We start from the raw sequence: 13721 nt of genomic DNA on the forward strand, positions 1-13721 counted from the left end.
CAGCGCGGGACGCAGGGAGCCTGTGCATCATGGCTTCGAGAGCGCCTTCAGCGCCTGTCGAATGCCGTCGGAGACGCCGACGCCCTCGGCCAGCGCCTTCATCGCCGACAGTGCCTCGCGCTCGTTGTAGCCGAGCGCGAGCAGAGCGTTGAGGATGTCGCTCCGCGCGTCGGGTGCGGCGCCCGGCGCTGCGGTGAGGCGCGCGCCAGCCATGCTGGGCAGCGCCTTGCCGAGCTTGTCGCGCAACTCCAGCAGCAGGCGCTCGGCGGTCTTCTTACCGATGCCAGGGATTTTCACCAAGCGCCCGGCCTCCTGCAAGGCCACCGCCTGCGCGAGGTCGTTGACCGAGAGCCCGGAGAGCACCGCCAGCGCCATGCGCGCGCCCACGCCGGAAACCTTGAGCAGCTGGCGGAACGCAGCGCGCTCCTCTTCGGTGGCGAAGCCGAACAGGAAATGGCCGTCCTCGCGCACCACGTGATGGGTGTGCAGGCTCACTGCGCCGCCGGTGGCGGGCAGGTTGTAGAAGGTGCTCATCGGCACGTCGATCTCGTAGCCGACGCCGTGCACGTCGACGAGGATCTGCGGCGGGTTCTTTTCCAGCAGGGTGCCGGTGATGCGTCCGATCATGGGGGGCTTCGGGAAGAACGCCTTGATGGCGCGATGCGCAAGTCTATCAGGGCCGGGCCCTGCCGCAGCAGCAAAGGTGGTATTTCATACAGCGCCTGGGCGGCGAGGCGGGTCCTCCGGGGCGGTCCACGCCCGGTGGCTGTGGAGCGGGACCGCTGCGCTTGCAGGGGCGTGCGCATCCACAGCCATTCGCTTATCAGGCTAGAATCCAGCGGTTTCGCGGGCCAGCGCCCGAATTTGCCGGCCGGCACGCCAGCCCGTGGAGTGCCGCCGATGCCTGCCGGCCATAATCAACGAGGAGACTCCCATGCAGCCGATGAAGAAACTCGCCGCCGCACTTACCCTTTTGGGTGCGATGGTCGCCACCGCACACGCTGACGACATCAAGGTCGGCATCGCGCTCGACATCTCCGGGCCGTTCTCGGCGCTCGGCGCCGAGGCGCGCGACGGCTTCGAGCTTGCGATCGAGAAGCTCGGCGGACAGCTCGGCGGGCGGCCGGCGGAGTTCATCCGCACCGATTTCGGCGGCAACCCGGAGCAGGCCAACCAGCTCGTCGCGCGCTACCTGCAGCGCGACAAGATCGACTTCTTCACTGGCCCGATCGGCTCCAATGCCGCGCTCGCGGTCGGGCCCGCGCTGTTTGCCGCCAAGGTGCCCTACCTGTCGGCCAACCCCGGCCCGAGCGCCTACGCCGGTGCCAAGTGCAGCCCGTACTTCTTCGCCCAGTACCAGAACGACACCTACGACGAGGCAGCGGGCAAGGTCGCCAACGAAAAGGGTTACCAGAACGTGGTGCTGATCGCGCCCAACTACCCGGCCGGCAAGGACCACCTGAACGGTTTCAAGCGCCTGTACAAGGGCGCGGTGAAGGACGAGATCTACACCCGGCTGGGACAGATCGACTACGCCGCCGAGATCGCGCAGATCCGGGCGGCTGCGCCGGATGCGGTGTTCTTCTTCCTGCCGGGCGCGATGGGCATCAACTTCGTCAAGCAGTTCGTCGGTGGTGGCCTCAAGGACATTCCGCTCATCGCGCCCGGCTTCTCCGCCGACGAAGATGTGATCCAGGCCGTGGGCGAGCCGATGCTCGGTGTGCTCAATACCGCGCACTGGACGCACGACCTCGATGTGCCGGCCAATGCCGAGTTCGTCGCAGCCTTCCGCAACAAGTACGAAGGCCGCTACCCCTCGGTGTACGCAGCGATGGCGTACGACACGCTGATGGCGATGGACGCCGCGGTGCGCGATGTCGGCGGCAAGCTCGAGGACCGCGAGGCGGTGCTGAAGGCGCTGAAGAACCCGAGCTTTGCCTCGGTACGGGGTGCGTTTCAGTACGGCGCCAACAACTTCCCGGTGCAGAACTACTATCTGCGCGAGGTAGGCAAGGACGCTGAGGGCCGCCTGACCAACAAGCTGGTCGGCACCGTGCTCGAGCAGCACCAGGACGCCTACGTCAGCGAGTGCAAGATGTAAGCTGGACGCTATCCTCCCCCGATGGATGCCATCTTCGTCTTCGAGCAGCTGCTCAACGGCCTGGGCTACGGGCTCATGCTGTTCCTGATCGCCGCCGGGCTCACGCTCGTGTTCGGCATCATGGACACCATGAACCTCGCCCACGGCTCGCTCTACATGGCCGGCGCGTACGTGGCCGCGCGTGTCCATGAAACGAGCGGCTCGTTCGCGCTCGCGGTGCTGGTCGCGGTCGGTTTGACGGTGGCGGTGGCGGGGGTGCTCGAACTCCTCGTCATCCGCCGCCTGTACCGGCGCGACCATCTGGTACAGGTGCTCGCCACCTTCGGCATCATCCTGATTGCCGACGACGCGGTGAAGGCGATCTGGGGCGTGGCGCCGCTGCTGGCCTCCACGCCCGCGGCGCTCGCCGGGCCGGTGCAGCTGTTCGAGGGTCTGCCCTATCCGTCCTATCGTCTGCTGCTGATCGGCGCCGGGCTGGCAGTGGCGCTCGGGCTGTATCTGCTGGTGAACAACACCCGCATTGGCATGCTGGTGCGCGCCGGCGCGTCGAATCGGCAGATGGCGGAGTTCATGGGCGTGCGCGTGGGCGCGGTGTTCTCCTTCGTGTTTGCGCTCGGCGCCGGGCTGGCGGCGCTGGCCGGAGCGCTGATGGCGCCGATCAGTTCGGTGCAGGTCGGCATGGGCGAGGCGATCCTGATCCCGGCGCTGGTGGTGATCGTGATCGGCGGTATCGGTTCGGTGCGCGGTGCCTTCGTGGCTGCGCTGCTGGTCGGGCTGGTGGATACCGCCGGACGCGCCTTCCTGCCGCCGGCACTGCGGGCGGTGCTGCCGCCTTCGGTGGCGGCAGACCTTGGCCCGGCGCTCGCGGGCATCGCCATGTACGTGCTGATGGCGGCGGTGCTGACGCTCAAACCCGCGGGGCTGTTCCCCGCGCGCGGGTGAGGGTGGGCATGCACGAACGTTTCCCCGGACTGGCGCGTCGTCTGCCCTGGGCTGTCCTGATCCTGCTGGCGCTGTTTCCGCTCGTTGCGCCTGCGCTCGGTCTCGAGTACTACGTCGGCTTCGTGCGCCGCGCGCTGATCGTGGCGATCGCGGCGACCAGTCTCAACTTCATCCTCGGCTACGGCGGCATGGCGGCGCTCGGGCACGCGGGCTTCGTCGGCGTCGGCGCCTACACCGTGGTGGCGCTGGTCGAGGCGGGGTTCTCGTCGGCCTGGCTGGCGTGGGCGAGTGCGGCGCTGGTCGCCGGCCTGGCCGCGGCGGCGATCGGCGCGGTGTCCCTGCGCACGCGCGGGGTGTATTTCATCATGATCACGCTCGCCTTCGCGCAGATGCTGTACTACCTGGCGGTGTCGCTGCGTACCTGGGGCGGGGACGACGGCTATGGCATCTATACGCCGCTGGCGATGGGGGCCTGGCTGGACGCCGCGCATGCGCAGATCTTTTACTGGGTGGTACTGGCGATCGCAGCGGGGGTGTTTGCACTCTTCAGCCGGGTCGCGCATTCGCGCTACGGCCATGCGCTGCGCGGCATCCGCGACAACGAGACGCGCATGGTGGCGCTCGGCTATCCGGTGTTCTGGCTCAAGCTCGCGGGTTTCGTTGCGGCCGGCGCGGTTGCAGGGCTGGCGGGCGGGTTGCTGGCCAGCCATAACGCCTTCGTCAGCCCCGGCATGATGCACTGGACGCAGTCCGCACTGCTGCTGGTGATGGTGATGCTGGGTGGTGCCGGGCGGCGCTGGGGCGCGCCGCTAGGCGTGGCGCTGTGGCTGACGCTGGAGGAGGTGCTGAAGTTGTACACCGACTACTGGCACTGGCCACTCGGCCTGCTCCTGCTGCTGGTCGTGTTCCACGCCCCGCAGGGGCTGGCGGCACTGCTCGAGCGCCGCGGGGCGCGCACATGAGCCTTTTCCATGCGCAAGGCCTGGTCAAGCGCTTCGGCGGGCTGCTTGCCACCGACCACGTCGAGCTTGCCGTGGAGGCGGGCGAGATCCATGCCCTCATCGGCCCGAACGGTGCGGGCAAGTCCACTCTGGTCAACCTGATCTCGGGCCTGCTGCCGGCCGATGCCGGACGTGTCGTGCTCGATGGTGTCGATCTGAGCACCCTGTCGCCGCACCAGCGTGTGCGCCATGGCCTGGCGCGCTGCTTCCAGATCACCAGCGTGTTCCGTAACGACAGCGTGCGCGACAATCTGCTGCTCGCGGTCCAGGCGCAGGCCGGGTCGAGCTTCCGCTTCCTGCGCCGGCGCGAGCTTGAGCGCTCGCTGGCTGTGCGGGCCGAGGCGCTGGCCGTGCGTACCGGCCTTGCGGAGGTGCTCGACCGCAACGCCGGCACCCTGCCGCACGGGCTGCAGAAGCGGCTGGACGTGGCGCTTGCGCTTGCTGCGCGGCCCAGGCTGCTGCTGCTGGACGAGCCCATGGCCGGGATGGGGCCGGAAGACTCGCAGCAGATGGTGGCGATGATTCATGGCCTGCGTTCCGACACCGCAATCCTGCTCATCGAGCACGACATGGATGCCGTGTTTCAGCTTGCCGACCGCATCTCGGTGCTGGTCTATGGCCGCGTTCTGACGACGGGGGATGCGGCGCACGTGAAGGGGCATCCCGAGGTGCAGTCGGTCTATCTGGGCACGGAGGTGCCGGCATGCGGATGACGCGTTCCCGGTGGGAGCGGGCAAGCCGATGCCTACAAGTGCGATCCCTGTGCGCGCGCGACCACGGAGGCGCACGATGAGCTCGCCGTTGTTGAGGTGCCGCGGCCTCGAGGCGGGCTATGGGGTCAGCCAGGTGCTGTTCGGGCTCGACTTCGACATCCAGCCCGGCGAGGTCATTGCGCTGCTCGGACGCAACGGCATGGGGAAGAGCACGACGATCAAGACCATCGTCGGCGGCCTGCGCCCGCAGCGTGGTGAGATCCTGTTCGACGGCCGTCCGATCCACGCCGCGCGCGCCGACCATATCGCCCGCCTCGGCGTGGCGATCGTGCCGGAGGGCCGACAGTGCTTCCCCAATCTCAGCGTGCGTGAGCACCTGCTCGCCTTCGCCGATCGCCGCAACGGCGCGACTGAGCCGTGGACGCTGTCGCGCCTGTATGCGCTCTTCCCTCGCCTGGCTGAGCGCGCTGGACACATGGGCAATCAGCTTTCGGGTGGAGAGCAACAGATGCTGGCCATCGCGCGCGCGCTGTCGACCAACCCGCGCCTGCTGATCCTGGATGAAGCGACTGAAGGCCTGGCGCCGGTGATTCGCGAGGAGATCTGGCGCTGCCTGGCGCTGCTCAAGGCGCAGGGGCAGACCACGCTGGTGGTGGATAAGTACGTCGAGAAGCTGCTGCCGCTGTCCGACCGCAACTTCATCCTGGAGCGCGGGTGCATCGCATGGCAGGGTGGCTCGACCGAGCTGTATGCCCGGCGCGAGCTGTGGACGCGTTATCTCGGGGTGTAGGCGCCCATTTGCGTGCAAGCCTGCGCCCACGGAGCATCAGAAGGGGCCGATCTGTTTTCGGCTCGTCTGCTGCTCACAGCAGCACGATGTCGTACTGCTCCTGCGTGTAGCTGGCCTCGGCGTGCAGGGAGATCTTCTTGCCGATGAAATCGGACAGCATTGCAAGCGACTGGCTTTCCTCGTCGAGGAAGAGGTCGATGACGTTGGGCGCGGCGAGCACGCGGAATTCACGCGCATTGAACTGGCGCGCCTCGCGCAGCAGCTCGCGCAGGATCTCGTAGCACACCGTGCGCGCGGTCTTCACCTCGCCGCGGCCGCTGCAGGTCGGGCAGGGTTCGCACAGCAGGTGGGCGAGCGACTCGCGGGTCCGCTTGCGCGTCATCTCCACCAGACCGAGCGCAGTGAAGCCGTTGATCGTCATCTTCGTGTGATCGCGTGACAGCGCCTTGCGGAACTCCTCCAGCACCATCTCGCGGTGCTCGACGTTTTCCATGTCGATGAAGTCGATGATGATGATGCCGCCGAGGTTGCGCAGGCGCAGCTGGCGGGCGATGGCCTGGCTGGCTTCGAGGTTGGTCTTGAAGATGGTGTCGTCGAAGTTGCGCGCACCGACGAAGCCGCCGGTGTTGACGTCGACCGTGGTCATCGCTTCGGTCTGGTCGATGATCAGGTAGCCCCCCGATTTCAGGTCCACGCGTCGCGCCAGCGCCTTCTGGATTTCCTCTTCGACGTTGTAGAGCTCGAACAGCGGGCGCTCGCCGCTGTAGTGCTCGAGCAGGGGCAGCACCTTGGGCGTGTATTCGGCGGCGAAGGCGGTGAGCTTCTGGAAGTTCTCCCGCGAGTCGACGCGGATGCGGTCGGTTTCGTCGTTGACCAGGTCGCGCAGGGTGCGTTGCCCGAGGCCAAGATCCTCGTGCAGCAGTTTGGGCGGAAACAGTCCCACGGTGGAAGTGGAAACCTCGCGCCACAGCTTGCGCAGGTAGGCGATGTCGGCGGCGAGTTCCGGGTCTGATGCGGACTCGGCCATGGTGCGCACGATGAAGCCACCGGGCTCGTCCTCGGGTACCAGCGCCGTAAGTCGCCCGCGCAGGGCTTCGCGCCCCGCCTCGTCCTCGATGCGCTGGGAGATGCCGATGTGCTTTTCCTGCGGCAGATAGACGAGCAGGCGGCCAGCCAGACTGATCTGCGTGGACAGGCGTGCGCCCTTGGTGCCGATCGGATCCTTGAGCACCTGCACCATCAGGCTCTGGCCTTCGGTGAGGATCTTCTCGATCGGCCGCGCCGATTCGCCGTTCTGGCGGTCGCTCCAGATATCGGCCACATGCAGGAAGGCGGTGCGCTCCAGGCCGATGTCGATGAAGGCGGACTGCATGCCGGGCAGCACGCGCACCACCTTGCCGAGGTAGATGTTGCCGACGATACCGCGGCTGGCGGTGCGTTCGACGTGCAGTTCCTGCACCACGCCCTGTTCGACGAGGGCGACGCGGGTTTCCTGCGGCGTGAAGTTGATGAGGAATTCGATGCTCATGTGCTGTCTGCGCTCACAGGGTGTAGCCGAAGGTTTCGAGCAGGATGCCGGTGTCGAACAGTGGCAATCCCATGATTCCGGAGTAGCTGCCGCGAATCTCCTCGACGAACAGGGCGGCGTGACCCTGAATGCCGTAGGCGCCTGCCTTGTCCATGGGCTCGCCGCTGGCGACGTAGCGGCGAATCTCCTGCTCGGGGAGGGTGCGGAAGCGCACTTCGCTGACCGATAGGCGGCTGCGTGTACGCTCCCCGTCGCTCATCGCCACGGCGGTGAGCACGCGGTGGCTGCGCCCGGACAGGCGCTTGAGGATGTCCTGCGCCTCGGCCGCGTCGGCGGGCTTGCCGATGATGGCGCCGTCGAGCTCGATCGTGGTATCTGCCGCCAGGACGGGGCGGAGCATCAGCTTGCGCCAGATCACGCGGCGTGTGCCCGCCTCGGCCTTGGCGAGCGCTAGGCGCTCAACGTAGCGGTCGACCGCCTCGTCCTGGAACGGGGTTTCATCGACATCCGCATCCTCTCCGCGCTCGCCGGAGCGGAAAGTGAGGACGTCGAAGTTCACGCCGATCTGGCGCAACAGTTCGCGACGGCGGGGACTCTTTGAGGCCAGGTAGATGCGTGGCGTGAGCGGCATGGATGCTTGGCTATTCGCGGTGATAGGGGTGATTGCGCAGCACCGTCCACGCGCGGTACAGCGCCTCGGCCAGCAGCGGGCGCACCAGGGCATGGGGCAGGGTCAGGCTGGAGAGGCGGATCGCCTCGTGTGCGCCGGATTTGAACTCGGGCGCGAGCCCGTCCGGCCCGCCGACGATGAGCGCGATGTCCTGGCCTTCGCCTTGCCAGGCTTCGAGCCTGCGCGCGAGCGCCAGGGTGGTGAGCTCGGCGCCACGCTCGTCGAGGATGACGCGGCGGCAACGCGGCGGCAGCGCGGCTTCGATGCGGGTGGCTTCGGCAGCCATCATCGCTTCCACCGTCTTGCCGCTGGTGCGCGGCTCGGCCTTGACCTCGACCAGTTGCAGAGGCAACTCGCGCGGCATGCGGCGCGCGAATTCGTCGAAGCCGGCCTGCACCCAGGCGGGCATGCGATGGCCGACGGCGACGACGAAAAGCTTCATTTCAGCGGGCGGTGGCGCGACGGCCCGCGGAGGGCGTGTTCCAGAGCTCTTCCAGCTTGTAGTGTGCACGCACTGCGGGCTGCATCACGTGTACGACGATGTTGCCGAGGTCGACCAGCACCCACTCGCCGGTTTCCTGTCCTTCCGTGCCGATGATCTCGCCGCCGGCCTCCTTGACCTTGTCATGCACGTTTTGCGCCAGCGCGCGAGTCTGGCGGCCGGATTCTGCGCTGGCGATGACGATGCGGTCGAAGAGGGGGGTGTGCGTCGAAGTGTCGATGACTTCGATGTCGCGCGCCTTGATGTCTTCCAGCGCGTTGATGACGATCTTCTCGAGGGTGGGGGTGTCCATGTGCTTCCTGGTGAGGCGGGAAAATAGGGCCTATCTTCCCTTGCGGTAAAGACGGTGCGCGGCAATATAGTCGAGAACGGAATCGGGCAGCAAATAGCGGGCGCTGTGGCCATCCCGCACCAGGTCGCGGATCAGCGAGGCGGAGATTGCCAGGGGCGTCATGTCGAAGGCGATCACGCGCCCGGCGGGTGTGGTGCGCAGGTCCGCGATGTCGGTGCTGTGGCGGTCGCGGCAGGCAGCGGCGAGTTCTGCCGAGAGTGTGGCGGGCCAGCGCCGGCCGTGGGGGGCGTAGCCCGGCCGGTTGGCGACCGCGATATGGGCGAGCGCGAACAGCTCTTTCCAGCGGTGCCAGCCCGGCAGCCCCTCGAATGCATCGGCACCCAGGATCAGCACCAGCGGGCGCAGGGGGCCGCTTTCGGCGCGCAGTTGCTCGAGCGTGAGCACGGTGTAGCTCTTCTGCTGCGCGCGCACTTCGGTGTCGTCGACCCGCAGCGCGGGATTGCCGGCAGCGGCCAAGCGGGCCATGGCAAGGCGGTCTTCAGGCGTGCTGCCGGGTTCGCCGCGGTGCGGCGGTCGGCCTGCGGGCATCAAGCGCAGCTCGCCCAGGCCGAGCGCCTCGCGCGCTTCCTCGGCCAGACGCAGATGGCCGAAGTGGATCGGATCGAAGGTGCCGCCGAGCAGGCCCAGGGGCAGGCCTGCTGCAGTGTCGCCGGAGAGGGCTTGCTCAGCCTGCATCGGCGTCTTCGGGGCGGGTGTCGATGCGGCGGCGCTCGCCTTCCGGCAGGCCGAACACGTCGCGGGTGGCGGTGTAGAAGGTGCAGAAGATCACCGGCAGGATGATGAGTGGGATCGGCAGCGAGAGTACGCTGCCCAGCGTCGGCGAGACCAGGCCGAGCACCCCGATGACGATGCCCGGAAGGATGGCACCGAAGATCGCCAGACCGATGGCGTAGGCCAGGAACGGGCGCCAGTTGCGCAGGCAGGCGTAGAAGCTGAAGAACAGGGCCTTCGCCGCTGGCACCTGCCACCACGAGGCCAGCACCGGGGCGAACCAGTAGGCCATCATCACCGGCGTGCTCAGCACCAGAGCCACGAGCAGGGTGAAGCCGAGCGTGGAGTCGCCACGCATCTGTTCCTCGATGTCCTCGCCGCGCATGAGGGCGAACAGGCTACCGTCATCGACGAGCGACACGAGGAGGAGCACCAGAATGGTGCCAGCCAGATACAGGCCGCCGACCGCGACCAGCGATGGGAGGTTGCTCTTGAAGCCGGAAAAGAGCACGTCCGGCCCGGCCTTGCGCCCCGCATCGACTGCGCGGCAGGCGTTGAGCACGCCTACGGACAGGGCCGGCATCAGCAGCGAGGCGACCAGTTGTCCGAGGATGGGGACGATGCTGAGGAGGACGATGGAGAGCAGGTAGCCGAAGGTAGCGAAGGTGACCAGCGCAGGGTTGCGCCGCCAGATCGCCACGCCCTCGCGCAACCAAGCCCAGCCGCGCTGCATCGGGAGTTGTCGTGCTTGCATGTCGGAGTCTTGTAGTCGCTATTCGGATATCGGGGGAGGGGAAGGCTCACTCGGTGTCGCCCCGCCCGGGGGCGGCAGTGCGAGCAGTGGCGAGAAGGTTTCCTTCCAGGCGGCGTAGAGTGCGCCCGTGATCACCGGGATCAGGACCAGCATGCCCAGCCCGGCGGGAATCATCGCCACCCACACGCTGACATAGAGCAGCACGGCGAGCACGATGAAGGCGAGCAGATTGTGCATGCAGGCGCGGGCCGAGAGCTTCATGGCGTCGAGCGGCGCCACCTCGTGCAGCATCACCAGCGCCGGAGCGAACCACAGCGCCATCATCAGCAGCGCCCAGAGCACGGTGAACACGACGACGCCCAGCATCATGCCCCCGGCGGCCATACCCATCCCTGCAAGCGCCCCGACCGCGATGCCGGTGAGCGCCGCGCTGCCACCGATGGCCGCGGCGGTGATTGCGGCGAGCAGCATGCCGAGAAGGTGGAACACCCCTAACAGCAGCAGGCTACTGGCCTGCTTGCGGATGCCGTCGAAGAGTGCGTCGATGCTCAGGGTTTCGCCGCGATCGAGGCGCTGCGCGCCTGAAAGCATGCCGCCGACCAGCACCGGCAGCGCGATCGGCGCAGCGGCCCAACCGACGAAGGGCAGCATGCCGAGTGCGGCGACGATGACGAAGAAGATCAGCGCCTGGATGGCCCAGGCGCCGGGAGCGAGCATGAAGAGGCGCCAGCCTTCGGTAAGCCAGTTCAGGGCGTGGCCGGGCGCGACGTCGCCCGGAGCGGGCGGCGGTGGCGGGTGGGGGCGGCGGGGCGCTTGCGGATCCTGGTCCATTGGGTGTCGATCGGGGCAGGTGGCGGTTCAGCGCGGAAGGTCGGGCACGCCCGCACTGCGCAGGCGCAGGATGTCGCGATACTCGTTCGGATTCTTCACCAGAACCATTTCTCCTGCGCGCGGCAGGTGGAAATCCGCTGCGCGCGACAGCCAGAAGCGCAGCGCGGCGGCGCGCAGCATCGCTGGCCAGGCGGTGCGTTCGGCGTCGCAGAACGGGCGCTCGGCATGGTAGGCGGCGAGCAGTGCTGCAGTGCGGGCTTCGTCCAGGCTGCCGTCCGCGGCGGAGCACCAGTCGTTGACGGTCACGGCCACGTCGAACAGCAGTGCGTCGTAACCGGCGAAGTAGAAGTCGATGACGCCGCCGATGCGTACGTTGCCATCGGCGTCGGTGTCCCACAGCACGTTGTCGCGGAAGAGGTCGGCGTGGATCGCGCCTGCGGGCAGGGTGGCGAGGTCTGTCCTGGCCTGAATGGCGAGTTCGGCGTCAAGCAGCGCCTGCTCGTCGGCGGGCAGGAAGGGGCGCACGACGCTTGCGGTGGCTGTGCGCCAGGTGGCTCCGCGCGGGTTCTCCTGGCGGCGGCCGTAGGACTGGCCGGCCAGGTGCAGGCCGGCGAGCATGGCGCCGACGCGCTCGCAATGGGGCAGGCCCGGATTCATCTCGGAGCTGCCCGACAGGCGCACCACGAGCGCGGCGGGCCGTTCCTGCAGGGTGCCGAGGTATTCGTTGTGACGGTTGGCGATCGGCGCCGGAACCGGCAAGCCATGGCGCGCGAGGTGGGCCATCAGGTGCAGGTAGTAGGGCAGCTCGGCGCGCGGGATGCCTTCGAACAGCGTCAGCACGTAGCGGCCGAGCGTGGTGGTGACAAAGAAGTTGCTGTTCTGCACGCCGGCCGAGATGCCCCTGAGTTCCTCCAGGCGGCCGACGGCATAGTCCTGGAGCCAGCAGGCGAGCACGGATTCGGGGACGGGGGTGAAGACGGACATGCGGGCTCCGGAAGGGACGTTCGGCGAGGTTTGGGTCAGGCACTGGCGGCGATCGCCGCGGGCACCCGGGCGCAGGACGGGCGGGGGCCTGCGCCGTCACACGTCGCGCTCTTCACTGCCTGCCATGCGGCGAGCTTGGCATCGAAGCTGCGGGCTGCATGCGCAGGGCTGGTCGAGGGCAGGCGGGTGAAGCGCAGCTCAGGCAGGGCCATCCGCGGAGACACATGGCGGCGAAAGATGGTTTCGGCAGCGGCACCGTTGAAGAACACATGGCGGATGCGCGGACAATCGCTGAACAGACGGGCGAAGTCGTTGGCTTCGATGCTGTCCGGGCGGATTGCGCTGTCCAGGCTGCCCTCACGCTCACCGCATGCGATCACGTCCCATAGCGCCACGCCCGCGACGGCCAGGCGCTGCAGGCGTTGTTCGTAGGGAAGGGCCGGGCTTGCGCCGAACAGTGCGCCCATGATCTGCCAGAAGGCATTGCGTGGGTGAGCGTAGTACTGGGCCGCGGCGATCGAGGCGGCTCCCGGCATGCTGCCGAGCACGAGCACCCGGGCATCGGCCGAGCAGACCGGCGGAAAGCTGTGGCAGAGCCGAGGCGTGGCAGAGCCGGGTGCGGCGCCAGCAAGAGGTGGCGGCTCGCTGCCATTCCGAACGCAGCGGCTCGCGAACGGCGTGCTCACCAGGACTTGATCACCCACATCGGCACGGCCAGCTCGGGGCCGCGGTCGTCGCGCACCATCTGGCCGTTGCCTTCCTTGTCGACCAGATAGTACGGCACGCCATGCGGCGGCGTGACCTTGACCATATAGAGCTTGCCGCGGATGCGGTATTCGGTGACCGTGTCGTCGCCGCGCTTGACGATGGTGACCTCCGGCTCGTCGGCCAGCGCATCCTCGGCGGGCATCGGCGGCGGCTCGGGAATGGGCTCGAGGCCGGCAGGCTGCTGGGCGAAAACCGGGGCACTGGCGGCCAGCAAGAGGGCGAACAGGGTGCGACGCATGATGATCTCCTGAAGATGGTGGAATTCTAGCTGCAATGCGCGCGCTTCGCCCGCGGGCCGGCTGCAGGCTGGGGTCTGTGAGCCCCTTTACATTTACAGGTTGAGCATCATCTCCCGCTCGGCGGGCAGGGGCTGGAAGCCGCGGCGTTCGTAGTGCTTGAAGATCGCTTCGACGACCTCCCCCGGCTCGTCGATGATCTGCACCAGGTCGAGATCCTCGACCTTGATCATGCCCTCGCTTACCAAGCGGTCGCGGAACCAGTCGATCAGGCCCTGCCAGAAGGGGCGGTGCACCAGGATGATCGGGATGCGGCGGCTCTTGCGGGTCTGGATCAGCGTCATCGCCTCGAGCAACTCGTCCAGGGTGCCGAAACCGCCCGGCATCACCACATAGGCGGTCGCGAACTTCACGAACATGAACTTGCGTGCGAAGAAGTGCTGGAAAGTTTGCGAGATGTCCTGGTAGGGGTTGGCGTTCTGCTCCAGTGGCAACTGGATGTTCAGGCCCACCGAGGGGCTCTTGCCGAAGAAGGCGCCCTTGTTTGCCGCCTCCATGATGCCCGGCCCGCCGCCAGAGATCACCGCGAAGCCGGCGTCGGAGAGCTGACGGGCGATCTGCTCGGTGAGAATGTAGTACATGTGGTCGGGCGGCGTGCGTGCGCTGCCGAAGATCGAAACGGCCGGCCGGATGGAGGACAGCCGTTCGGTCGCCTCGACGAACTCTGCCATAATTCCGAAGATCCGCCAGGATTCGCGCGCGTTGTATCGCGGCGCGCTGCTGTCGGGAACGCTGCGGGGGAGTTTTTCTTTCGCGGTCATGTTGTCGTTCTCTAGGA

16 protein-coding genes and 1 pseudogene are annotated in these 13721 nt (G+C 67.5%); 5 read left to right on the plus strand and 12 right to left on the minus strand.

Annotation, left to right across the window (positions count from 1 at the left end; genetic code table 11):
• Window positions 1-27: 27 nt before the first annotated feature.
• Entirely contained in the window at window positions 28-627 is a 600-nt protein-coding gene (gene ruvA, locus ACNKW1_RS10475) for a Holliday junction branch migration protein RuvA (RefSeq protein ID WP_418364521.1), read from the minus strand.
• 307 nt (window positions 628-934) lie between these two features.
• Between ruvA and ACNKW1_RS10480 the strand changes: the two genes are divergently transcribed.
• The 5 genes from ACNKW1_RS10480 to ACNKW1_RS10500 all read left to right on the plus strand — a co-directional run bounded on the left by ACNKW1_RS10480 (window position 935) and on the right by ACNKW1_RS10500 (window position 5547).
• Window positions 935-2101, plus strand: a complete 1167-nt coding sequence (locus ACNKW1_RS10480) for an ABC transporter substrate-binding protein (RefSeq protein ID WP_418364522.1) — start codon at window positions 935-937, stop codon at window positions 2099-2101.
• A 21-nt stretch (window positions 2102-2122) separates the two neighbouring features.
• A complete protein-coding gene (locus tag ACNKW1_RS10485; protein ID WP_418364523.1) occupies window positions 2123-3043 on the plus strand; it encodes a branched-chain amino acid ABC transporter permease in 921 nt (306 codons plus the stop codon).
• 8 nt (window positions 3044-3051) lie between these two features.
• A complete protein-coding gene (locus ACNKW1_RS10490; RefSeq protein ID WP_418364524.1) occupies window positions 3052-4005 on the plus strand; it encodes a branched-chain amino acid ABC transporter permease in 954 nt (317 codons plus the stop codon).
• Complete coding sequence (locus tag ACNKW1_RS10495; RefSeq protein WP_418364525.1) at window positions 4002-4757, plus strand: ABC transporter ATP-binding protein; 756 nt, start codon at window positions 4002-4004, stop codon at window positions 4755-4757. Before ACNKW1_RS10490 ends, ACNKW1_RS10495 begins: the two co-directional genes overlap by 4 nt.
• Before the next feature lie 76 nt (window positions 4758-4833).
• Window positions 4834-5547 (plus strand): ABC transporter ATP-binding protein, encoded by a 714-nt coding sequence (locus tag ACNKW1_RS10500; RefSeq protein WP_418364526.1) that lies wholly within the window; start codon window positions 4834-4836, stop codon window positions 5545-5547.
• A gap of 73 nt (window positions 5548-5620) precedes the next feature.
• Here ACNKW1_RS10500 and rng read toward each other — a convergent pair whose 3' ends face one another.
• From rng to ACNKW1_RS10555, 11 genes and pseudogenes are all read right to left on the minus strand, one after another.
• Window positions 5621-7075 carry a ribonuclease G gene (gene rng / locus ACNKW1_RS10505; RefSeq protein ID WP_418364527.1) on the minus strand — a complete coding sequence of 485 codons (1455 nt, stop codon included), beginning with the start codon at window positions 7073-7075 and terminating at the stop codon, window positions 5621-5623.
• 13 nt (window positions 7076-7088) lie between these two features.
• Entirely contained in the window at window positions 7089-7706 is a 618-nt protein-coding gene (locus tag ACNKW1_RS10510; protein ID WP_418364528.1) for a Maf family protein, read from the minus strand.
• Window positions 7707-7716: 10 nt separating this feature from the next.
• Complete coding sequence (rlmH, locus tag ACNKW1_RS10515; RefSeq protein WP_418364529.1) at window positions 7717-8187, minus strand: 23S rRNA (pseudouridine(1915)-N(3))-methyltransferase RlmH; 471 nt, start codon at window positions 8185-8187, stop codon at window positions 7717-7719.
• 1 nt (window position 8188) lies between these two features.
• A complete protein-coding gene (gene rsfS / locus ACNKW1_RS10520) occupies window positions 8189-8539 on the minus strand; it encodes a ribosome silencing factor (RefSeq protein WP_418364530.1) in 351 nt (116 codons plus the stop codon).
• A 30-nt stretch (window positions 8540-8569) separates the two neighbouring features.
• Entirely contained in the window at window positions 8570-9274 is a 705-nt protein-coding gene (nadD, locus tag ACNKW1_RS10525) for a nicotinate-nucleotide adenylyltransferase (protein ID WP_418364531.1), read from the minus strand.
• Window positions 9264-10064, minus strand: coding sequence for a BPSS1780 family membrane protein (locus ACNKW1_RS10530; protein ID WP_418364532.1), 801 nt, complete (start codon window positions 10062-10064; stop codon window positions 9264-9266). Before ACNKW1_RS10530 ends, nadD begins: the two co-directional genes overlap by 11 nt.
• Before the next feature lie 18 nt (window positions 10065-10082).
• Window positions 10083-10895, minus strand: coding sequence for a BPSS1780 family membrane protein (locus tag ACNKW1_RS10535; RefSeq protein ID WP_418364533.1), 813 nt, complete (start codon window positions 10893-10895; stop codon window positions 10083-10085).
• A 27-nt stretch (window positions 10896-10922) separates the two neighbouring features.
• Window positions 10923-11879: a homoserine kinase gene (locus ACNKW1_RS10540; protein WP_418364534.1), complete on the minus strand. Its 957-nt coding sequence runs from the start codon at window positions 11877-11879 to the stop codon at window positions 10923-10925.
• A 35-nt stretch (window positions 11880-11914) separates the two neighbouring features.
• Window positions 11915-12466, minus strand: a pseudogene (locus tag ACNKW1_RS10545) (DNA-deoxyinosine glycosylase); the annotation flags it as partial.
• A 95-nt stretch (window positions 12467-12561) separates the two neighbouring features.
• Window positions 12562-12885, minus strand: a complete 324-nt coding sequence (locus ACNKW1_RS10550; RefSeq protein ID WP_418364535.1) for a DUF2782 domain-containing protein — start codon at window positions 12883-12885, stop codon at window positions 12562-12564.
• Between the two features lie 93 nt (window positions 12886-12978).
• Window positions 12979-13704 carry a TIGR00730 family Rossman fold protein gene (locus tag ACNKW1_RS10555; RefSeq protein WP_418364536.1) on the minus strand — a complete coding sequence of 242 codons (726 nt, stop codon included), beginning with the start codon at window positions 13702-13704 and terminating at the stop codon, window positions 12979-12981.
• Window positions 13705-13721 lie beyond the last annotated feature (17 nt).

This window comes from Thauera sp. WH-2 (assembly GCF_048321015.1).
Lineage (GTDB): Bacteria > Pseudomonadota > Gammaproteobacteria > Burkholderiales > Rhodocyclaceae > Thauera.